At 45.4% G+C, this 21,154-nt stretch carries 14 protein-coding genes and 1 pseudogene; 3 read left to right on the top strand and 12 right to left on the bottom strand.

Annotation, left to right across the window (positions count from 1 at the left end; translation table 11 throughout):
* Positions 1-350 precede the first annotated feature (350 nt).
* Positions 351-1,334, bottom strand: a complete 984-nt coding sequence (locus ACOJUN_RS10575) for a transposase (RefSeq protein ID WP_422136593.1) — start codon at positions 1,332-1,334, stop codon at positions 351-353.
* Positions 1,335-1,594: 260 nt separating this feature from the next.
* Between ACOJUN_RS10575 and ACOJUN_RS10570 the strand changes: the two genes are divergently transcribed.
* A complete protein-coding gene (locus ACOJUN_RS10570; RefSeq protein WP_422136592.1) occupies positions 1,595-3,409 on the top strand; it encodes an F-box/WD repeat-containing protein in 1,815 nt (604 codons plus the stop codon).
* Positions 3,410-3,535: 126 nt separating this feature from the next.
* On the opposite strand, the gene ACOJUN_RS10565 is transcribed toward ACOJUN_RS10570, so the two are convergent.
* The 8 genes from ACOJUN_RS10565 to ACOJUN_RS10530 all read right to left on the bottom strand — a co-directional run bounded on the left by ACOJUN_RS10565 (position 3,536) and on the right by ACOJUN_RS10530 (position 16,735).
* Positions 3,536-7,159: a hypothetical protein gene (locus ACOJUN_RS10565; protein WP_422136591.1), complete on the bottom strand. Its 3,624-nt coding sequence runs from the start codon at positions 7,157-7,159 to the stop codon at positions 3,536-3,538.
* Between the two features lie 32 nt (positions 7,160-7,191).
* Positions 7,192-8,910, bottom strand: coding sequence for a hypothetical protein (locus ACOJUN_RS10560; protein ID WP_422136590.1), 1,719 nt, complete (start codon positions 8,908-8,910; stop codon positions 7,192-7,194).
* A 48-nt stretch (positions 8,911-8,958) separates the two neighbouring features.
* Positions 8,959-10,236 carry a hypothetical protein gene (locus ACOJUN_RS10555; protein WP_422136589.1) on the bottom strand — a complete coding sequence of 426 codons (1,278 nt, stop codon included), beginning with the start codon at positions 10,234-10,236 and terminating at the stop codon, positions 8,959-8,961.
* 114 nt (positions 10,237-10,350) lie between these two features.
* On the bottom strand, positions 10,351-11,562 hold the full coding sequence (locus tag ACOJUN_RS10550) for a hypothetical protein (protein WP_422136588.1): 1,212 nt from the start codon (positions 11,560-11,562) through the stop codon (positions 10,351-10,353).
* Positions 11,563-11,610: 48 nt separating this feature from the next.
* Positions 11,611-13,215 (bottom strand): hypothetical protein, encoded by a 1,605-nt coding sequence (locus ACOJUN_RS10545; protein ID WP_422136587.1) that lies wholly within the window; start codon positions 13,213-13,215, stop codon positions 11,611-11,613.
* 47 nt (positions 13,216-13,262) lie between these two features.
* Complete coding sequence (locus tag ACOJUN_RS10540; protein WP_422136586.1) at positions 13,263-14,678, bottom strand: hypothetical protein; 1,416 nt, start codon at positions 14,676-14,678, stop codon at positions 13,263-13,265.
* 48 nt (positions 14,679-14,726) lie between these two features.
* Positions 14,727-15,590 (bottom strand): hypothetical protein, encoded by an 864-nt coding sequence (locus ACOJUN_RS10535; RefSeq protein WP_422136585.1) that lies wholly within the window; start codon positions 15,588-15,590, stop codon positions 14,727-14,729.
* Positions 15,591-15,637: 47 nt separating this feature from the next.
* Complete coding sequence (locus ACOJUN_RS10530) at positions 15,638-16,735, bottom strand: hypothetical protein (protein WP_422136584.1); 1,098 nt, start codon at positions 16,733-16,735, stop codon at positions 15,638-15,640.
* A 264-nt stretch (positions 16,736-16,999) separates the two neighbouring features.
* Here ACOJUN_RS10530 and add point away from each other — a divergent pair, with 264 nt between their 5' ends.
* Entirely contained in the window at positions 17,000-17,995 is a 996-nt protein-coding gene (gene add / locus ACOJUN_RS10525) for an adenosine deaminase (protein ID WP_422136583.1), read from the top strand.
* A gap of 30 nt (positions 17,996-18,025) precedes the next feature.
* Here the strand turns inward: add and ACOJUN_RS10520 are convergent, their stop codons facing one another.
* On the bottom strand, positions 18,026-19,036 hold the full coding sequence (locus ACOJUN_RS10520; RefSeq protein WP_422136582.1) for a 2-hydroxyacid dehydrogenase: 1,011 nt from the start codon (positions 19,034-19,036) through the stop codon (positions 18,026-18,028).
* A gap of 328 nt (positions 19,037-19,364) precedes the next feature.
* On the opposite strand from ACOJUN_RS10520, the gene ACOJUN_RS10515 reads away from it, so the two are divergent.
* The gene (locus ACOJUN_RS10515; protein ID WP_422136581.1) at positions 19,365-20,078 is read left to right on the top strand and encodes a hypothetical protein; all 714 of its coding nucleotides are present in this window, start codon (positions 19,365-19,367) and stop codon (positions 20,076-20,078) included.
* A gap of 109 nt (positions 20,079-20,187) precedes the next feature.
* On the opposite strand, the gene ACOJUN_RS10510 is transcribed toward ACOJUN_RS10515, so the two are convergent.
* Together ACOJUN_RS10510 and ACOJUN_RS10505 are read right to left on the bottom strand one after the other, a co-directional pair.
* Positions 20,188-20,400, bottom strand: coding sequence for a hypothetical protein (locus ACOJUN_RS10510; protein WP_422136580.1), 213 nt, complete (start codon positions 20,398-20,400; stop codon positions 20,188-20,190).
* A 546-nt stretch (positions 20,401-20,946) separates the two neighbouring features.
* A pseudogene (locus ACOJUN_RS10505) lies at positions 20,947-21,138 on the bottom strand (2-hydroxyacid dehydrogenase); the annotation flags it as partial.
* Between the last annotated feature and the right edge of the window lie 16 nt (positions 21,139-21,154).

The following is a 21,154-nucleotide window of genomic DNA, read 5'->3' as shown; positions in this document are numbered from 1 at the left end:
ATTTTATCGATCATTGCAATCCAAGCACTAAGTCGAACATCTACATCAACAAAAAAAAAAAAAAAAAAAAAATAAGACACCCATAAAAAAACAGCCTCGTCAAAAAATTAAAATAATAAAATAAGACACCCAAAAAAAAAATAAGACACCCATAAAAAAAACAAGACATTCAAAAACTGTATTCCCAAAAAGGATCAGAAAATCTATCCTCAAGTAGCGTATCAATGAGACACACAGCGCCATCCAACGAACAAAGGCTGTCCAAGCCATAATTCAGACAATGCAAATCCATTCCGACATAAGTCGAAGAGATAAAGAGAGGGTCTTTGACGTCTTAACTGACTTCTACACTAACCTGTCAGGTACAAACGACTGCAGGCGTTTAAACCTCGAAGCCACTTCTGTCCGGCTTCAAGTGCAAAGGCCTTCATCGCCTCCAGACGGCCAACTGCCCGATAAAAACGATTATTCCATTGCATGGTTTTCAGCCACTCATCCGGATCAATTTCCAGTCTTTGAAGAATAGGAGGGGTACACGACGGGATGGAACCTTTCTTGTCTGTCCTGACAATGCGGCCACTCCAGTCAACCAGTTCCAGATAGTCGTGAAGAAGGTAGGGAAGGGCAACGTCCGCTTCCTGTCCCTGCAAACAGAAAGGTTTCAGGGTCAGCGGCTGTTTTTTAGTCTCAGAATGTTTAACCTGCTCCACTCGTTCCTGAATCGACGTGTAGTTCGACTCTTCCGGTATTTCTGCCTTTCCTGCCCGAATCGGATTCAAGTCAACATAGGCCATGCAGGTCAGTAACGCTGCTTCGTCCAGCAATGCCTGGCTTTTAAAGCGACCTTCCCAGAAGCGTCCTTTACACTCATCTTCTTTGTTGGCCTCACGAGCAAGATATTCATTCAGGCAGCGCATAAACCAGCTGATATCCGTTAAACGACGTCGGTATTCCTCAGCATATTCATCAATACGGGCCAATTCAGCGCTGCCCAGTTTGTCAGGAGCCAAATGCCTTTGTACCAGAAGTGGGCCTGTAAACAAGGTCGTCCAACGGTGAAGCACTTCGTCCCGTGACCAGCCTCTGGCAGATGACTGATTGATGTGCAAAACCACATGATAATGATTCGACATGACAGCGTAAGCGCAGACTTCGATAGCAAAGACTGAAACCAGTTCCCGGAGTTTATCCACCACCCACTGGCGGCGATGCTCGTAGTTCTTGCCAGTCAGGTGGTTCTCTCCACAGAGGTAAGCCTGACGAACACATCTTGCTATGCAGTGGTAATAGGGCGTTGAACCGGGGTCAATCAGAGTATTGCGGGCCTGAGCCATGAACTCACCTGTCTGGGTAAAAAATCAGTGATGGGTGAAAAAGTAGACCAGGTGGATGGTAAAGCAAATTTATGGGTGTCTTTTTAAATGTTTGTTTTTAAATGTTTGTAAAGCAAATTTATGGGTGTCTTTTTAAATTTGTTAGTTGCACTCAAAAAATTTTTATGAACTTTTATTCCAAAACCCAATCTAATTACCAAAATCAATTTTTAAATGTCGTAACTGGTCGAAAGGAAATCCTGACGTAAGTAAAAAACACTATGAATTCTATAAATAACAAGCTCGAAATTACAGATTTACCCTCACCACCACCCGAGCAAGCTCAATCGGCAACAACCACTGCTATCCACGCCGACAGGTCCGTCACTGTACCTGACAGGCAGATACAATCTTTGCTGCATTTATTATCCACAACATCATATTCCCTCATCTTCAGATATTTGTCGCTCCGGGATATTCACTGCTTAAAACAGGTATGCACCCACTTTCGCGATGCTATTAAAAGCGATAACGCCCTGGCAAAAGCATGGTTTCGTCGGTTTCCTTTATCACACCAGTATCAACTGAGAAAAACCATCACTACAAAAAGTAATCAACAAGTCCATGATTGGCTTGGGTCGTTTACGAACGATAAGACCTTATTGACGTCACTTACCCATCTCCAAAAGACGGGTGCTTCTGTACCTGCTCTGCTATTTTTCACCAAGACTGTACTTATGTCTCAATACAAAACATTCAAGTTGGATACAAAAACCATCATTGAAAGAAATTACCAATCCCGTTCAGCCACCCTGAGTGATGATGGCCGTCATCTGATGGTGTTCAATTCTCATAGGACGGTGAAAATCTTCGGTCATGAGGATGATGGATCATGGCCAGAAAAAAAACACATCATTCATGATCATCCTATCAGTTCAGCCACCTTCAGCCCCGATAGTCAGCATGCAGTGACTGCCAGTCAGGACAACACGGCAACAATTTTTGGCTTGGGGAGCGATGGATCATGGGAGCTAAAAACCACCATTAAACATCGACGTAATCTGATGTCGCCCACCTTCAGTCCCGATGGACGCCATTTGGTGACCAACTTTAACGAAAGGACGGCGCAGGTCCATAGCCGGAAAGACACCGGATTATGGGAACAAAAAGTCATCATTCGCCATCACGATAAGGTCACATCAGCCATCTTCAGCTTCGATGGCCGCCATTTGGTGACCATCAGTCACGATAGGACGGCGCACATCCATAGTCTGAGTAACACTGGATCATGGGAACAAAAAGCCATCATTCGCCATCACAATATAGTCACATCAGCCACCTTCAGCTCCGATGGCCGCCATTTGGTGACCGCCAGTTGGGGTCACGAGATAAAAATTCATAGCCTGAAAGACGATGAATCATGGGAAGAAACAGGTTCCAGTCGCCAGAGAAGTCCTCAAGTGAAAGCCAGCTTCAGCGCTGATAGCCGCCATCTGGTAATAACCGCTGGATATGACAAGCCAAAAATCTATGGCAAGGCAGCTGATGGATCATGGGTACAGATTTCCCACAGGGCTGATGTCGAATCGGCCACCGTCTCCTTTAGCCCCGATGGCCGCCATTGGGTTACCCTCAATCGTTATGGAGAGTCAGAAATCTATAGCGAGAATGCCTATGAATCATGGAGGCAACAAATCATCTTTCGCAATATTAGCCGCGTCGTCTCTGTCAGCTTCAGCCCGGATGGCCGCTATGTGGTGGGCGCCGGAAGTACCTCGTCTCACTCAACCTTTGGTACGGTATGCATTTATGGTCTGGGAGCCCATGGATTTTGGATTCGTCAAGCCATACTTTTTCATGAACAGGAGGTCTTTTTGGCCAGTTTCAGCCCTGATGGCCGCCACGTGCTAACTACCAGCAAGGACAAAACCACTAAAATCATTGGTCAGCAGACCCGTGGGACATGGGTCGAAAAAGCTATCATTTCCCATGATAGTCGTCTTGTCACAGCCAGCTTCAGCCGCGATGGCAGCCATGTGTTCACTGTTACTGAAGAGGGTACGGTGCAAATAACCGAACTACGGAAGAAAGATTGATTGTTTGCTGTCACTGAATGACGCCATTACGTCGGCAATCCGGGTAGTTAGAAAGTTCGATTGGTATTAGAGCTGAAAAAAACGACATCTGTTCAATAGATGCCGTTTAACCTCAAAGGCAGTATTTTACTGCTGTGGCGGTAGCAGCAGTGACTGTATCTTCAAAAGCTTGTCTTCAAGTTGTTGCTGATCCGCTTCAGACAGCTTCTCTCTGAATAAACCAACCACATCAAGAAGTGCCGTCTTGAAGGCTTCATTTTGCAGAGTCAGATTCTCATTTTCCTGCATAACAGTAGGCATTTCTTTTTCCAGACGGTATTCCAGATCCTCCAACCGGGTTCTCAAGTACCCCGCCTCTGTCTCCAGTTCAGCATTTCGAAGCACGGTTTTATCGGCAAATTCAAGAGATTCATCCACCTGAGTCTGTTTCTCAAGCTCAATCTGCGCCTTTGCTCTGGTCAGTTTACCGACCTCTTCACGCCATTTTTTCTCTTCTTCTGCCCGATCGCTCGCAATGTGCGCAAATTGCTCACTTTCTGCCTTAACCTCTGTCAGCTGTTTTTTGATGTCTGCCACTTCACGGGCGGCCTCACTGACTCGTTTTTTATGCTCTCGCTTTTGATCCTGAGCCATTTTGAGTTCCTCCTTGAGGTCTGACATCTGCTGCTCCAACTCATTCTTCTTCCTCATAAGATCCTGATACTCAAAGCGAGAGACACCTCGAGGACCCTGAGCCTGAAGATCGGTCAACCTGGTTTCACCGTCCATAGAAAGAGGTTGAAGTAAAGAATTGGGTTGATGTGTGGCGGTACTGAGACTGACATAGGCTCCCTGATCGTCAAACTCGACGCCGGACTCCCGGAAATCAAAACCAGTACCAGTCCTTGCCGCCTGCCCACTGTTTTCTAACAAGACTTTCAACCTGTCAATTTCAGCCATGGCCTCAGCGTGCTCTTGCTGCAACTGTTCCAAATGGCTTTTGGCAGAATTGTAATCCAGCTGAAAGCCTAATTTAGCCGCCTCTTCTTCATGAAGCTTTTGATTGGACTCGTCCAGATCCTGCCTGAGCCGCTCAAGCTGAGCCTTGCGTGCACTTTCCGTCTGGGAAAACTGAGCTTTTTGATCGGAGAAGGCCTTTTGCTTAAGCTGCAGCTCCTGCTCAATAATATCCGCTTTTGAAGCTTTCTCCCTCAGCGTTGCTACCTCACTTCTCAACTCAAGCCGTTCTTTCCCGAGTTCTATTTTGGCCTTCTTCTGCTCATCCCTGAGTCGATAGACCTCTCTGGTGAGCCTGTCTACCTGTTGCTCAAGACGAACAGCATCACTCCTGAACTTTTTGCAGTCTGACTTCGCCTGCGCTACTTCACCGATCGCTCTCTGCTCCGCTTCGGAAACGTTGCTCAGCTGAGCTTTCAAGGCAATGAGCTGTTGATTCAATTCACTCACACTGCGCTCAGACTGGCTATAGTCCTCCTTGAACCGGGTCTCGAATGTCAGCAATGCATCTTCAGCTTTCTCTTTGAGACGCCTCAGTTCAGAGACCTCAACAGTCAGCGATTCAATCTGCTGGGTTTGAGAGCTCCGGGCTGACTGAGCCTCTCTGGAAGCCAGTTTCAGCTTTGTTTCTGATGCCAGCAGCGACTTTGCCAGATCCTCAAGGCTCTTGGCCTGTTGGGTGAATTCTGCTTCCGCTCTGCGCTGCTCTTTTAACACGGTTTGCAATCCAGCTTTCAGGGTAGTCACCTCTCCTTCCAGAGCTGCCCTGGCGGTATTCCACTCCCTGGATTGAGCGATCCAGGTTCTCACTTCATGCTCTTTCTTTTGCAGCGCTTCTTTTACGCTTGTCTCTGCCGTAGAAGCCTTTAGTAATAGAGACCGGGTCTGTCGCAGGTCAGTCTGAACCTGAGCGAGCGTCTCTTTGTTGGCTTTCAGTTCGTCTCCCGTGGCTCTGAGTTGTTCCAGTTCCCTGTTCTGCTGACCCAGCTGAACTTCCAGCGCTGAAACGCGACCGTTAGAGCCTTTAAGCTGAATTTGGGTATCCTTTAACTGTTTTTTCAGCTGCGTTTTTTGAGATTCAAGCTCGGTTAACCGCTCTTTACCCAGTCTGAATTTCTCTTCCAGCCTTTGACTTTTTTCAAAATACCCGGATGCTTTTTCATTCTCCTTTTTCATGGCACCGTTCAGGAACTCAAGCTGAGCCGACAGCTCGTGGTAATGAGCTCTTTCTTTCTCAAGCTGCTTCTTCTTCTCTTTTAACTCCATATTAAGCTGGATATTGGCCTGGCTGGCCTTGATTCGTGCATCAGAGACCTGACTGGCGAAACGTGTTCTGAGTTGACGCACCTCAGTGTCAGAAGACAGCTTGTCGGCCTGCAATTTTTCATTGTGCTCTCGTGCTTCGACGAGCTGGGCTTGCAGCCGTTGAATCTGAGATTGCAGCTGGTTCAGGCCTTTTTCGGCTTTCTTTGTCTCATCCATGACTTGCTTCATTTCTGCGTGGTGGCTTTTCAACTGTTCTTCAATAGCCACAACTCTCGAATGGGCCTGATCTCGCTCACCCCTGATTCTCTGCAAATCTTGCGTCTGATTTTTTGTCAGCGTCTCTAACTGTTCACTTCTGAGTTGCAACGCTGCAAAATTCTCTAAAGGTTCTGATACTGATTTAAGGCTGCTTTGTGCATTATCCAACTGCCTCCTCAAGCGAATGTTTTCAAGCTCTGTTTCAGACTGTTGCCCTTCCTTCCTGGTCCTTTCCCGTAACTGGGCTGTGACCTGATTTAGCTGGAATTTCAGATTGTCAGCCCTTGTGGATTCTGCATTTTTTTCTTTGTGGAGTTTATCAATGGCGTTCTGGAAAATTTTTAAACGACGACTAGCCTCATGCAAATTCGTCTCTAGTGTGCCAGCTGCCTCTTTAACACGTCCCATTCTGTCTTGCTCGGTCAGCGCCTGAATCATTTGTTTTTCACTAAACTCAGCCTGTCGTGTAAGCTCCTGATTTTTTCTATCCAGGTCATGAGCTTCCTCATCTTTATTTGTCAGCAACAGGGTCTTCTGACGCAGCTCATCTTCAAGTGAGCGAACGTGGGCAATCAAAGCCTGCGCGAAGTTAGCTTTTGAAGGATCTTGATCATAAGCTTGCAAATGTCTCTGATCTCTTTGCTGGATATCAGCAAGGAAGCTGTCTTTTAATGTTTCGAACTCATCCAGAAGTTCATTGGCCATTAGCTGTAACGATTGCTGATCCTTGCGCTGACTTTCTAACACGGTTTCATAGAAGGGAATATCGTTACCTAATGCATCTTCAGTCTGTTGCGCAGCTTTCAAAACTTCACAGTAGTCACTATGGAGCTGACAGATAAGCTGGTAATACTCATGAATGCGCTCATCCATTTTCTTCAGCTCAGCCTGAGTTTCAGCATCGCTGGCCTGGGCAGGCTGAAGCGAACAGGTTGGCAAAAAACTACCGAACCAGGATGCAGACGGCTCCAGCCCTACCGTCCGGTCCCCCAGAGATTTACCGCCATTCACAAAACGACTATGCTCGGGCCGGGCAGGCAAGGTTGATACCGTCTTTCCTGCCAGCACCATGCTTAAGTTGCCTTTAGAGGCACGACAGCGTCTCCATGCGTACTCCACAGCTTGACCTGGATTCTTGCCGGGTTTCTCTCGTGTTATCCGCCCCCCTTCTCTCCCCAAAAATTGAGATTCAGTCAATGCTCTTGCGGGATTGTGTATTGGATTGGACATAGCAATACTCCTTTTACTTCATTAAAAAATTCTTAAACCGTTTGACTATCAGCCCGCCTGATCAGGGGGCTTTCATCTCCGCTTGTCGGGTTGTGCTGTATAAACCTGCCTGGCTGGGCTCTGAGGGTTTCAATCTCCCTTTCCAAAGCTGCCCTGTCGGTCTCCCACTGTCGGGATCGGTTGACCCAGGCAGTGACTTCATCCTCTTTTTGTTGCAAAAGAGACTGGGTCCGTTGCAGGTTATTCTGAAGCTCAGTCAGTGTATTTTTGGGTACCACATCAATACCCTTGGCAGTGAGCTTTTTATGCATATTTTTTAACTTCTTCAGCATATGAGCTTTTTGACTTTCAACTTCAGACAGTTGCTCTTGTGTGGCTTTAAGCATGGTGGCCTTCTGGCGTAAGTCATTCTCAAGCTGCTCAGTCGGTCTTGATTGTTCCAATCGCTCTAAACGGGCTCTGATATCGTCATCCTGATGAGAACCTGCAGTATGTTGAGCTTTTGATATACGCCAATTTAGATGGTCAGCCTGTTCCTGGTTTATTCTTATGGTCTCTTGATAGGCACGATCAAGTAAGTCTTTTTCTTCCTGCATTCTTCTTATGATTTCTTGATAGCCACGATTAAGAACTGCATTTTCTTCCCGGATTGTTCTTATGGATTCCTGATAGTTACGGTTAGCTTCTGCTAAATCCTTTTCCAGTTTTTTAACCTTCTTGGATAGCGCATCTTTTTCTTCCTCGAATTTTCTTATGTCATTTCCAGCTGCAGTAAGAGAGCCTTCAGCTTCTTCCAAATTCTTCTTCAGCTTTGCAGCGTCAATGCCTAGACGATCTATTTCATACCCGCTATCTATTAAGCGAGCATTAGTTGATACTAAATCATCCTTAAGCCCTCTATTAATCCCTTCAAAGGCTTTAGCAGCATCTCTTTTTTGTTGCCGAACCCTATTAAGTTCTTGCTGAGCTTCATCAAGATTTCGCTTAAGAAGTTTTTCACTACTATCATAATCTTTCAGACGCTTGTGTAAAAAACTGAGTTCTTGATCACCTTCAATTAGTCTGAGCCGCTCGTTTTGCGCCGCAAGCATTTTATTTTCACTTTGTTCCGCCCGTTGTACCAGATTCTGGATTCTTTTACCCAGTTCATGAACTTGCTTATTTTTTTTTTCAAGCATTCTAGTCTTCTCGTGCAGCTCATTCTCAAGAGAACGCTTGTTTGCCGTCAAAGACTGGTAGAAATCACCACCCATTAACGGTAATTTTTCCTGATTCTCATACTGGCCTTGTAACGCTTTTTCATAGAAGGGAATATCGTCGCTCAATGCCGTTTCTGTCTGCAAAGCAATTTCCAGCGTTTTAGTGAGCTGGCTATGGAGCTGGCAGATGCGCTGATAATACTGCTGAAGACACTCATCCATTTTATCCAGCTCGGCCAGGATTTCAGTCTTACTGGCCTGGACAGACTTTCCTGAATCGGTTGGCGAACGTTGCCAGAATGAAGAAACTGCCACTGTCCGCGACTTCAGACTTTTAAAACGGCTAGGCACAGGGGGTTCAGGCAAGGCTTCTACGATCGTAGCTTTGCGCATCTTGCTTAATATCTCTGTAAGAGCTTTGCATTGATGCAATGAATAGATCGCAGTATGGCGCGTATGGTTGCTGGGCAACTCAGATGCCAACTCAACATCTTGATTAACCAAAATGTTAGATTCGAGCGGTCGGTTTGCTGTGCCTGCTGGTGTTGCCATTGTATTACCCCCTTTACACTATGCAAAAATTCATAAGCCGTCTGACTGTTAACGAGCCTGATCCGGTGAGGCTTCTGTCTCTGCTATGCCCTTCTGGCGTAACTCATTCTCAAGTTGCTCAATCCGCCTGGATTGCTCTATTAATTTTATCTGGGCATCGATAGCCTTTTTCTGATAATCACCTGTTGCCTGCTGGGCAATGGATAACTGCTTCTCCAGAGCTTTAAGCTGGCTGGATAGCCTGTGTTTTTCTGCATGCCCCTTTTTTACTGCGTTTGCATGCTCACTTGCGTTACGATCAGCACTTTTCAGACTCTCCTTCAGTTTCCGAAGCTGTTTGTCTTTTTGATTCATTTTATTCCTCGTACCGGCCACGAGATCTTCAGCAGCTTTCGAGCGATCCCTGGCGTCTTCTAAAAGTCTCTCCAGATCTTCAATCCGTTCGGATAGTGCAGTTTTTTCTTTAAGGATTGTGCTTAAGGTATCCTTATCAACATTTGGATCAGGTTGGTCTTTTGCTAAATCCTTATCCTGCTTGTCAGCAGGTTGCCATTTTTCAGCTTTTTCTTGCCGGAGTGTATTAAGCTCTTTCTGCATCGATGTTAGACGAAGATTAGCTTCTCTTAAACTGTTCTCTAACAGTCTGACTGATGCATCTTTACGAATGATTATGTCTTCCACATTCTGCAACTTGAACAATTTATTTCTGCTGCTTTCAAGCTCTCGTGTAAGATCCTGATTTTTTCTAACCAGTTCACCTACTTCCTCATCTTTGGTGTCAAGGATTTTGTATTGTTCTTGCAACTTACCAAACAGTGACCCTATTTTTTGCTGATCATGATGCTGCCTTTCCATCGCACTGTTGTAGAAGGGAAAAATGATCTTCAATTCCGTTTCAGTCTTTAGAGCAACATCCATAGCCTCAGAGTGCTGACTATGGAGCCTGGAGAGCTGCTGATAATCCTCCTGAGTTCGTCTGTCCATTCTCCCCAGCTCAGTCAGAATTTCAGCCTCTCTGTCTTCTAGCTTTTCTGAATCGGTTGACGAGTCATACCGCAGTGAAGAAGCTACCACTTTCCGTGACATCAGACTTTTATCACCGTAAAGAAGATGGCAATAATCAGGACGGTCAGGCAACTTTTCCGCGGTCATGCCTTCGCGCAACAGGCTTAATGTATCTATAACAGCAGAGAATCGATGCAATGAATCCACTGCAGAACTGTCCGCACATTTGCGAGGTGCTTCAGGTGGCATCGCAACATCTTCATTGACCTTGGGGTCAGATACAAATGAAGGTACTGCTGGTGATTTAATTGGGTAAGTCATAGTAATACTCCTTTTACACTATTAAAAAATTCATAAACCGTTTGACTGTTAACGGGCCTGATCCATGGAGGCTTCTGTCTCTGCTATGCCCTTCTGGCGTAACTCATCCTCAAGTTACTTAATCCTTCTGGATTGCTCTATTAATTCTATCTGGGCATCGATAGCCTTTTTCTGATAATAACCTGTTGCATGCTGAGCAATTGATAAATGCTTCTCCAGATCGTTAAGCTGTCTGGATAGCCCGTATTTTTCTGCACGCTCCTTTTTTAATGCGCTTGCATGCTCACTTGCGTCACAATTAGCTCTTTCCAGACTATTCTTCAGTTCCCGAAGCTGTTTGCCTAGTGCATGCTTTTCATTCCGCATATCGACCATGTAATCTTCAGCAACTTTCAAGCGTTTCCTGGTGTCTTCTAACAATCTGTCCTGTTCTTCAATCCGTTTGGATAGTGCAGTTTTTTCTTTAAGGATTGTGCTTAAGGTATCCTTATCAACATTTGGATCAGGTTGAACTTTTGCTAAATCCCTATCCGGCTTGTCAGCAGGTTTCCATTTTGCAGCTTTTTCTTGCCGGAGTTTATTAAGCTCTTTCTGCATCGATGTTGAACGACTAAAAGCTTCTCTTAAACTATTCTCTAACTGTCTGACTAATGCTTCATTACGAATGATTATGTCTTCCACATTCTGCAAATTGAACGCTTTATTTCTGCTGCTTTCAAGCTCTCGTGTAAGATCCTGATTTTTTCTAACCAGTTCATCTACTTCCTCATCTTTGGCGTCAAGGATTTTGTTTTGTTCGTGCAACTCAACAAGCATTGACTCTAATTTTTGCATATCATGATGCTGCCTTGCCATTGCACTGTGGTAGAAGGGAAAAATGTTCTTCAATTCCGTTTCAGTCTTTAGAGCAACATCCATAGCCTCAGAGTGCTGACTATGGAGCCTGGAGAGCCGCTGATAATCCTCCTGAGTTCGTCTTTCCATTCTCCCCAGCTCAGCCAGAATTTCAGGCTCTCTGTCTTCAAGCTTTCCTGAATCGGTTGGCGAGTCATACCGTGGTGAAGAAGCTACCACTTTCCGTAACATCAGACTTTTAGCACCATAAAGAAGATGGCAAGGCTCAGGACGGTCAGGCAACTTTTCCACGGTCATGCCTTTGCGCAACAGGCTTAATGTATCCATAACAGCAGAGAATCGACGCAATGAATCCGTTGCAGAACCGTCCGCACATTTGCGAGGCGCTTCAGGTGGCATCGCAACATTTTCATTGACCCTGGGGTCAGATACAAATGAAGATCCTGCTGCTGATTTAATTGGGTAAGTCATAGTAATACTCCTTTTACACTATTAAAAAATTTATAAACCGTTTGACTATTAGGAAACTTCCATCTCCTCTGACTGGTTGTTCTGTAATAGCATGCTCAGTTTATCCATCAGATTTTCAATCTCACTTTCCATAGCCGCCCTGGCGGTGTTCCACTGTCTCGATTGATTGACCCAGGCGATCACCTCATCTTCTTTCTGTTGCAAAAGAGACCGGGTCTGTTCCAGCTCATTCTCAAGCTGAGAGCGCATTCTTTTTTCAGCTCTGAGACTTTGTTCTCTACAGGCCAACTGGCTCATCAAATGATTGTTTTCAAGTTCCAGTTCAAACAGTTCCCCCTGAATGTCGTCACGCTCTGTGGTTTTTGGATCTGACTCATTCTCACGTTGGCTCGCTCCCCTGGATTGTTGAGCTTTTTCTTTCCGCATTTTTTTTAAAAGAGCCAGATGAGCCTCTGAACAACGACGAGCTTCTGCTAACTCTGCCTCCAGCCCTTCAACCCGTCTGGACAACACATCGTTTTTTTCTTGCATTGCTTTTTGCATTTTTTCTGATTCAACTTGCTGATTATTTGAGAACCTTCTAATTTCTAATAACTTCTGCTTCGTCCTGTAAAATTCTTCGTATTGTTTACCTTTTTCATCCTGCAGCGTTTTAACTATTCCGAATAGTTCATCTCTATCTTTCTTTATTATTTTTAAAATATGCTGATCGCCACGAGCTTGTGCTAAATCCGCCTTCAACTTCTTAAAATCTTCCATGCTCACATGTTTTCCAGCTTCGAAACTGCGAAGGGCAGCTTGAGCCTCTTTTCTTTCTATTCCAACTTCCTTAAGCTCTTCCCGCATCAGAGCTGAACGCTTACGAGATAGACTCAGCTGGTCATCTAATTCTTTGACTAATTCCTTAGTTTGAATGGTTCTGACTTGTTCGTCCGCTACCGAAAACGCTGTATTTTTGCTAAGTACAGCCTGCTGCGTAAGCTCCTGGATTTTTTTATCCATTTCATGAAATTGCTCATTTCGGGCTTCAAGTATTTTCGTCTTCTGATCTAGCGCACTCTCAAGAGAACCTAAGTGTGCAGTCAAAGCCTGAGAGAATTTACTGCCCATTACCGGTAATTCTTCCTGACCCTTATGCTGACCTTGTAACACTTCGATATAAAAAGAAATATCGTTTTCTAATAAGTTTTCAACCTGTTGAGCGACATTCAGAGATTCACAGAGCTGACTGTGAAGCTGGCAGAGGCGATGGTAGTACGCCCTTCTTTGCTGATCCATATTTGCCAGTTCAGCCCAGATTCCACAGCCATTTTCTGCATTAATCTTGCTTAAAACGCTTCTTGTGCCTACGTTAATCCTGCTTAAAACGCTTGGCATCTCCTCAGTACTATCCTCGAGGGATGGATGCGCTGACACCGTCCGACGATCCAGACATTTAAAATCACTCAAAAGATGGCACTGCGAAGGGGGTTTAGGTAACCCTTCCACAGTGATCCCTTTACGCATCTTGCTTAATGGCTCTGTAAGAGCACTGCATCGATATAATGAATATTCTGCAACGCTGGCGGGATCGTCGCCGGACATCATATCTTTGATCCGAACACTCTGGTCAATTATGTGTGCAGAGGTTGCTGCACCTGTTGGATTTGCCATTGTAATACTCCTTTTACAACGTTAAAAATTCACAACTATTTTGACTATCAACTAGCCTCATCCAATGTAGCTTTAGTATCAGTCGTCTGGTCGTCCATTGAGAGTGCTCTCAGTTTAGCCCTCAGGTTTTTAATCTTTTTATTCGTCGCTGCCCTGTCGATATCCCACTGTATGGATTCAGCATCCCTTGAGCTCAGTTCAGCCTCTTTCGCTTTCAAAAGAGACTGAGTCTCTTTCAGCTCACTCTGAAGCTGAGAGAACATCTTTTTACTCTTTATCAATTCAAGCACTCTGGTACTGTTCAATTGAGATGAACGCTTCAGCATTTTCATAAAAAGAGCATTTTGACTTACTGTATTGGAGAGTTGCTTTTGTTTGCCTTCAAGCAGTGCGGTTTGATGATGTAACTCATTCGTTAGTTCCTCAACCCGTCTGGATAGCGCATCTTTTTCATCACTGAGTTTTTTTTTGATAGCCTTATCAGTCTCGAAGCGAAGTTTATTTTGTACTGCAAGCTTCCTCAGTCTTTTAATCTTATTGGATTGTTTCTGATAGTCACTTTTATATCTTGCTATACATTTCCTCAGGTTTTTAATCCGCTCGGATTGTTTCTCAGTTTGTTCTTCATGTTCTCTAACGATCTGGTTTTCTCTATCCGAACGTCGTGCATATTCTTTTTTCAATAACGCCAGATAATAATCATTTTCTTTTGATATTTTATATTTTTCTTTCTCGGTTTCGCTAAAGATGCTAGACATCTTCGATAAACGACTATGGTATTCACTCAAAAGCTTCTCTAAATTTTTAATTTTTTCATCAACAAGCGCCTTTGCTTCTTGCTCGTCATGCAGTCGCTTCATTGGCTTTTTGCTATCTTCAAGCGGTAGTGTAAGCTTCTGGAATTTTCTAGCCGGTTCACGAACCTCCTGATCTGCGGCCTCAAACATTTTGGTTTTCTGATGCAGCTCATTAGTCGTTACCTCTAATGCTTGCTGATCCTTAGGCAGACTTAAAAACGCTTTCGTATAGAAGAGAATATCTTCTTCCAATATAGTTTCAGTCTGCCTAGCAAATTGTATAAATTCCATTAACTGCGAGCGGTACTCACAAAGGCGCTTGTAATCATTCTGAATACGTTCATTCATTTTCTCCAGTTCAGCCTCGATTTCAGCCTCACTGGCCTCGCTAACTTTTCGCAGAATAGTTGTCGGGCCCTGACAAGATGAAGATACTGCCACCTCTCGGGACTCCAGATCTTTACGACAAAAAGGGCTATTTTCCGGAGGGGCAGAAAAACCCGACATGATCGTGTCTTCTGTCGGTAATTTTCCTAATGCATCTTTACAAACATAACAACGACGCAATGCATATCTCGCAATGCTGTCCGAATGGCCCCTTGGCATCTCAGATCTAATGGGGTCATGTCCAAGCGGACTCATTGTTAAGTCGAGTGAGTTGGCCATTGTAATACTCCTTTTACAACATTCAAAAATTCATAAACCGTTTGCCTGTTAACGAGCCTCGTCCGGTCCAGCTTCTGTCCCTGCCGTCTGGTTGTCAGTTGAGAGTGCTTTCGGAGTAGCCTTTGCAACCCGGGCACTCACTTTATTCTCTCTCTCTTGCAAGAGAGCCTGAGTCTCTCGCAGATCATTCTGTAGCTGAGATAGCGCCTCTTTGGGTACCACATCAGCGCCCTCGGACGTTAGCCTTTGATGCATATCTCTTAGCCTTTGAAGCAATTGAACGTTTGTGGTTTGCATGTCAGACAGTTGTTTTTCTTTGGCATCAAGCACTGTGTTCTTCTCATGTAACTGCTTCTCTAACTGCTCATTCCGTCTGGATAGCACAGCTTTTTCATGCCGGAGTCTGTAAGAGTCATTCTCCCTCTCATCCTCTTTGAGACTGAGTAACACTCGGTCATAATAGAAATCAAAGTCTTTAATCAATGCCGATTCAGCATCCTCAACAAGGCCCATAACTTCAGTGAACTTTTTATGGAGCTTGCAGAAGCGCTGGTAATCTCCCTGAATACGTTCATGCATTCTTTCCAGCTCAGCCCGGGTTATCTCCAGCTCAGCCCGGGGTCCAGCCTCACTGTCTTCGGTAAGCTTTTGTGATGCAGTTGACTCCTGCAGGGATGAAGAAACGTCCACCGTACGTTTTTGTAGACGTTTACCACCCTCCAGAAGCGTGCAATGTTCTGGGGGGGGAGGTAAAGTCAGGCAGGTCCCGTTCAGATAAATATTGCGTAATGCTTGTCGATAATAACTGCATCGATACAATGCAAACATCGCAGTGCCTCTGTGCGTCTTAGGTAACTCCTGAGCGAGGTCAGTTTTTGCTGAAGGATTTCCTGCGCCAAATGGACCTATCATGTAATACTCCTTTTACAACATTAAAAAATTCACAACTGTTTTGACGATTAACGAGCATACGGGGAGGCTTTCGTCTTTGCCGTCGGGTTGTTAACCGAGAGTGCTCTCAGGCTAGTTCTCAGGGTTTCAATCTCTCTTTCCATAGCAGCCCTGTCGATATCCCATTGTCTGGATTGGGCATCTTTTTCTTTCCTGATTTCGAAAATGGAATTATTGCATTCATCTATTTGTTGATAAGCTGCTGATAAATCATTCTGCAGCTTGTCAGCCCGTCTGGATTGTTTCTCTTTTTCAACCCGGGTTTTTTCTTTGATATGATAATCTTCTTCAATGCGACGGATGTAAGCTTCTATAGAAGCTTCCCGCAGCTTAAGACGCTTGGATAATGCATCTTTTTCTTTCTGCGTTTTGCCAAGGTCGTTCTGCATATCTTTTATCTGACTTTCAGCTAATTTCAGACGTTTCTCTAAATTCATGACTTTTTCATCAACAGACGACTTTGTTCCTTGCTCGCCCTGGGGTCGATTCATTGGCTTATTGCTACCTAGAGGTTGTCGAATAAGCTCCTGAATTTTACTCTCCAGTTCAAGAGCCTCCTGACCTTTGGCTCCAAACATTTTGGGTTTCTCATTCAGCGCAAGAGCCTTTGATTGTAATTCTTGCTGATCGATATGCGGACCAACTAAAGCATTCTGATAGAAGGAAATATCGTCATCCAATCCCATTTCAATCTCTAAAGCAACAGCAAAAAATTTGCTTAACTGCCGACTATGCTCACAGAGGCGCAAGTAATTCTCCAGCGTACATTCAACCATTTCCTTTCGCTCAGCGTGAATTCCAGCCTCAGTGGTCCCGCTAATCTTTTGTGGATTGGTTAACGAGCCCTGACTGGATGAAGCAGCTTCTATCGACCGGGCTTCCAGATGTTTTTCAACCTTCGCAGAAGATTGCCTGAGAGGCGAACCAGGAGCAATTGGCCATTCGGAACCTGAGGTTACCTTTTTTAATTTGTTTTTATATTCACAGCATCGATTCAATGAATACATCGCAGTAGTACCCCGGGGCTTCGCGGGCATTTTAGGTGTCGTCTGAACGTTCATGCCAGCCGCTGATGGGGGGCCCACTGCGCCAGATGGATTTGCCATAGTAATACTCCTCTTACAATATTTAATTCAATAAGTCTTATAGCTTTTGACTCTGACCAGTACGGCTTGTTCCCCTGTTTGGTCCTGAATAACTTTGTTGTTAGCCATTCTGACAAAATTTCCCCAGCCAATAGGGAAATCCGCTACTCTCGCCTTAGACTTATGACTGATTCCCTGTAATATTCATTCCCCCCGACATCGCATTTTGTAATGGTCCCGGGCTAAAGAGACGCGGACCCTGAAATTGATGAGAGCAGCATTAACATGATTGACAAGTCCATCCCCCTCACCGACATTCATCGTCATCTGGACGGTAATATTCGCCCCCGGACCATTCTGGAGCTGGGCCAGCAGCACAATCTGGAGTTACCCGCCAATAATCTGGAAGATCTGATTCCCCATGTTCGGGTTATGAGCAATGAGCCTGACCTGGTGAGTTTTCTGGCCAAGCTGGACTGGGGTGTAAAGGTTCTGGCAGATTACGACGCATGTCGTCGAGTCGCCTATGAGAATGTTGAAGACGCCCTGAATGCCCAAATTGATTATACCGAACTGCGCTTCAGCCCTTACTATATGGCCATGACTCACAACCTTGATCCTCAGGGTGTGGTCGAAGCGGTCGTGGACGGTGTTCAGGCCGGCAGCCGTGATTTTGGCGTCAAAACCAACCTCATCGGTATCATGAGTCGTACTTTTGGCCAGGAAGCCTGCCAGCAGGAACTGAATGCCTGTCTGGCCTTCAAGGACAGACTGGTTGCAATTGATCTGGCCGGTGACGAGTTCGGCAAACCGGGTGAGCTGTTTGTCGAGCACTTCAAACAGGTCCGTGATGCTGGCCTGAATGTCACGGTTCATGCGGGCGAAGCAGTGGGCGCCGAAAGCGTATGGCAGGCTATTCGTGATCTGGGTGCCACCCGAATTGGCCATGGTGTCAGAGCCATTGAGGACCCGGCGCTGATGGATTACCTGGCCGAACACCGCATTGGTATTGAGTCCTGCCTGACGTCAAATATCCAGACCAGCACTTTCCCAAGTATTGAAAAGCACCCGCTCAGGAAATTCCTGGCACATGGCGTGCTGGCCACCATCAATACCGATGATCCGGCGGTGGAAGGCATTGAGCTGCCCTATGAGTATGAAGTCGCGGCGCCTGCTGCTGGTCTCTCCCCTGAGCAGATCCGTCAGGCTCAGGAAAATGGTCTGGCCATTTCTTTTTTGAGTGACGCTGAGAAAGAAGCGCTCAAAGCTGCCAAACACTGAGTATATGGGTCGGGCCTCACTGGTCCGACCTCAATGCTGATCTGGCACATCTCTGGCTATTTCGTTGCCAGAGGCTTTTCCCTCGAAAAAAGCTCTGGCATTGCCCAGTGTGGTTTTGGCAATGGCCATCAGCGCCTCTTCGGTAAGAAAAGCCTGGTGGCCGGTAAAAATAACGTTGTGACAGGCTGAAAGGCGTCTGAAAACATCGTCCTGAATCACCTCATCGGACAGGTCTTCAAAAAACAGGTCCTGCTCGTTTTCGTAGACATCCAGCGCCAGTCCACCCAGTATTTCTTTTTTCAGGGCGCTCATCGCTGCCACTGAATCCAGGAGTTTACCTCTGCTGGTATTGACCAGTAACACTCCGGGTTGCATTCGGTTAAATGCGTCCTCATTGATCATGTACTCGTTGTCTTTCGTTAAAGGGCAGTGCAGGGTGATCAGCTTGCTCTGTTGCAGCAGGTGATTCAGGGAAACATAATCTCCGCCCAGATCTTCAAAAGCCGGGTTCGGATAAGGATCGTAACCCAGCAGTTTGCAACCAAAGCCTTTCAGAATACGGGCAGCAGCCAGACCGATCTTGCCCGTGCCAATAACCCCTGCTACACGACCATGGAGGTTAAATCCTGTCAGCCCTTCCAGTGAGAAGTTGGCATCCCGGGTTCTCTGGTACGCTTTATGGGTTTTGCGATTCAAGGTCATGATCAGGGCAATGGCATGCTCAGCCGTGGCCTCGGGAGAATAAGCCGGAACTCTTGCTACAGTGATACCCAACTCTTTTGCCGCATCCAGGTCAACATTGTTAAATCCGGCACAGCGCATAAGCAGAAGTCTGATACCATACTCCGCCATGACAGTCAGAACTGGCCGACTGAGATCGTCATTAACAAAAGCGCAGACGGCATCACCCGCTCTGGCCAGGTGAGCGGTTTTTTCATCCAGGTGAATATCAAAGTATTCCAGTTCAAAGCCGGTATCGGCATTGCACAGGTCAAAGAATTCACGATCGTATTTTTTGGCATTAAAGATACAGATTTTCATGATCGGTTCAGGTTCCTCTTTTCACTGGCATGAGCATTTGACAGCCATAAACTCTGGGCAACTGATAAGAATCATAGCGGAATTTTTTAGTGAAAATAGCCTTTCTATGCCAACGTATGGGAGCTCTTCCGGGCTGTGGTCTGATTTGAATCTCCCGGTTTAGCCGGGCAGGCCGGGTCTCGCTGATCAGGCCTTTAACGCCAGGAATTTTACAACACTAAACAGCAAGCAAACCCTAATGATGCGAACTGTTCTTTTGTGAATGTTTGAATGTTTAATCTTTTCTACTACCTTCGACAGAGGATTTAATTAAATGATAGGGATTTTTATGAAAACTATATTTTTTTGGGCGATGCTGATTATCGCCGTGACGGGTTTTTGTTCAGAAGAAAACGAATCTGTTTGTGTTGATAACCGATTTTTTTTCCAAATCGATAACCCCGATGACTATGAAGTGAATATCAAATTTTTGGACGAAAGTTCAAATTTGCTTTATGAGCATGACTTATTCAATGGATTACATCCTGATGCTATAACGAAAAAAGTATTGATTGATTTTTCTTCTCGGGCAATAACGGTGAATTCAATTTCTCGGGTAATAACGGTGAAATCAATCTTGTTAGATGGCAATTCCAAGGTCATAGCCAAAGAAAAGGAAAGTGATACAGATAATAGAATTGAAAAACTTTTACCATCGAACTATCTAATTACCATGACTCGCATCAGCGATCATGATACCAGATTGATCTCCAATCAATGTTATTCATCTAATGATCAGGAAAAGGTTGAGATACTACAAGCTTCTACAAATACTGCTCTAAATCAATTAAACATTTTTGAATTAAATATGAGACTTTTTGGAGTCAGTCAGATAGATGAAAATAAAAAGGAACAATTGTTTGACGAGAAAATTCGTTTTCTTGGCTTTAAAAAAGATGCCTGTGGCAGATATGTTCACATTAACAGTTCATCATTAAATCTAGACGACTGTGCCAGTATTGTTATCCCGGTCCTGTCAGAGCCCGAGTTGCGGTTAAGATAAGGTGCTCTGCAGGGGACAATTCTCTAATGGATCTTGTATAAAAGGGAGAGTGGGTGCTAGCCAGCAGGTTTAAACGCAAGCTGAATGATTCCTGCCTTTGCGAGAATGACTATCGAAGGAGTATCAATGCTACAACTCGTTCCCATGCTCTGAAGTCGTCATTCCCGCGAAGGCGGGAATCCAGCGCCAACGGTGGATCTCTGCCTTCCCGGGGATGACAAGGCCAGGGGGACACCGGGCAGTATGGTTCTGGTGGAGAGTCAGTGTGGATTCCCGCCTTCGCGGGAATGACGAGAATGAAGCCGGGAATGACGGGAGTCAACTCGTTCCCACGCTGGGACCCACAGGGCCTGAAAGCATGGGAACCAGAGTTTTGCGACACCCTCCTTCGCGGGAATGACAACTTCCTACTTAGTTTGATGAACACAACAAGCGGTTTGACAAAATCGAGGATACTCTAGGAGCCTGACCGAGAATAGCGCCCGTAGCGAGGACGGCAGAAAATTGAGGATGAAAATTCGGTTTTGTGAGGAGAATAGCGAGCTATTTGACGAACAAAAGCGGATTTTCAGACCAATTTGCTGCCGCCGCAGTAGGGCAGTCTATTCTCGGTCAGGCTCCTAGCAGCCTGTCGGACTTAAGCGTCCGTAGCGAGGATTGCAAGAAATTGAGGATAAAAATCTCTGTTTCTGAGGAGAATAGCGAGCTATTTGACGAAGAAACAGGGATTTTTAGACCAATTTATTGCAACCGCACGACTGCATGGATGCAGGAGCTAGAGAAACGCAGGAGCAGTTGCCGAGTAGGACAGTCTTAAGTCCGACAGGCTGCTAGCCATCGTCGTAAATCACCTTAAGAAATAATCACACTACCTGGGTGCCCACTCTCTTGCCGTATCCAGATCAGCATTGTTAAATCCGACACAGCGCATGGGCAGAAGTCTGATATCATATTCCGTCATTACACTCAGAACCGGCCGACTGATATCGTCATTAACAAGAGCACAGACTGCATCAGCCGTCCTGACCAGGTGTGCTTTTTTCTCATCCAGATGAATATCAAAGTATTCCCGTTCA

The sequence above is a fragment of the Endozoicomonas sp. ALD040 genome, assembly GCF_049275945.1.
GTDB lineage: Bacteria > Pseudomonadota > Gammaproteobacteria > Pseudomonadales > Endozoicomonadaceae > Endozoicomonas_A.
The sequence above is the reverse complement of the archived record's forward strand: the minus strand, read 5'-3'. Positions and strand labels throughout refer to the sequence as shown.

Excerpts from the sequence above, each read along its gene's own strand:
- ACOJUN_RS10575 (WP_422136593.1), bottom strand. The coding sequence starts at position 1,334 with ATGGCTCAGGCCCGCAATACTCTGATTGACCCCGGTTCAACGCCCTAT.
- ACOJUN_RS10570 (WP_422136592.1), top strand. The coding sequence starts at position 1,595 with ATGAATTCTATAAATAACAAGCTCGAAATTACAGATTTACCCTCACCA.
- ACOJUN_RS10565 (WP_422136591.1), bottom strand. The coding sequence starts at position 7,159 with ATGTCCAATCCAATACACAATCCCGCAAGAGCATTGACTGAATCTCAA.
- ACOJUN_RS10560 (WP_422136590.1), bottom strand. The coding sequence starts at position 8,910 with ATGGCAACACCAGCAGGCACAGCAAACCGACCGCTCGAATCTAACATT.
- ACOJUN_RS10555 (WP_422136589.1), bottom strand. The coding sequence starts at position 10,236 with ATGACTTACCCAATTAAATCACCAGCAGTACCTTCATTTGTATCTGAC.
- ACOJUN_RS10550 (WP_422136588.1), bottom strand. The coding sequence starts at position 11,562 with ATGACTTACCCAATTAAATCAGCAGCAGGATCTTCATTTGTATCTGAC.
- ACOJUN_RS10545 (WP_422136587.1), bottom strand. The coding sequence starts at position 13,215 with ATGGCAAATCCAACAGGTGCAGCAACCTCTGCACACATAATTGACCAG.
- ACOJUN_RS10540 (WP_422136586.1), bottom strand. The coding sequence starts at position 14,678 with ATGGCCAACTCACTCGACTTAACAATGAGTCCGCTTGGACATGACCCC.
- ACOJUN_RS10535 (WP_422136585.1), bottom strand. The coding sequence starts at position 15,590 with ATGATAGGTCCATTTGGCGCAGGAAATCCTTCAGCAAAAACTGACCTC.
- ACOJUN_RS10530 (WP_422136584.1), bottom strand. The coding sequence starts at position 16,735 with ATGGCAAATCCATCTGGCGCAGTGGGCCCCCCATCAGCGGCTGGCATG.
- add (WP_422136583.1), top strand. The coding sequence starts at position 17,000 with ATGATTGACAAGTCCATCCCCCTCACCGACATTCATCGTCATCTGGAC.
- ACOJUN_RS10520 (WP_422136582.1), bottom strand. The coding sequence starts at position 19,036 with ATGAAAATCTGTATCTTTAATGCCAAAAAATACGATCGTGAATTCTTT.
- ACOJUN_RS10515 (WP_422136581.1), top strand. The coding sequence starts at position 19,365 with ATGAAAACTATATTTTTTTGGGCGATGCTGATTATCGCCGTGACGGGT.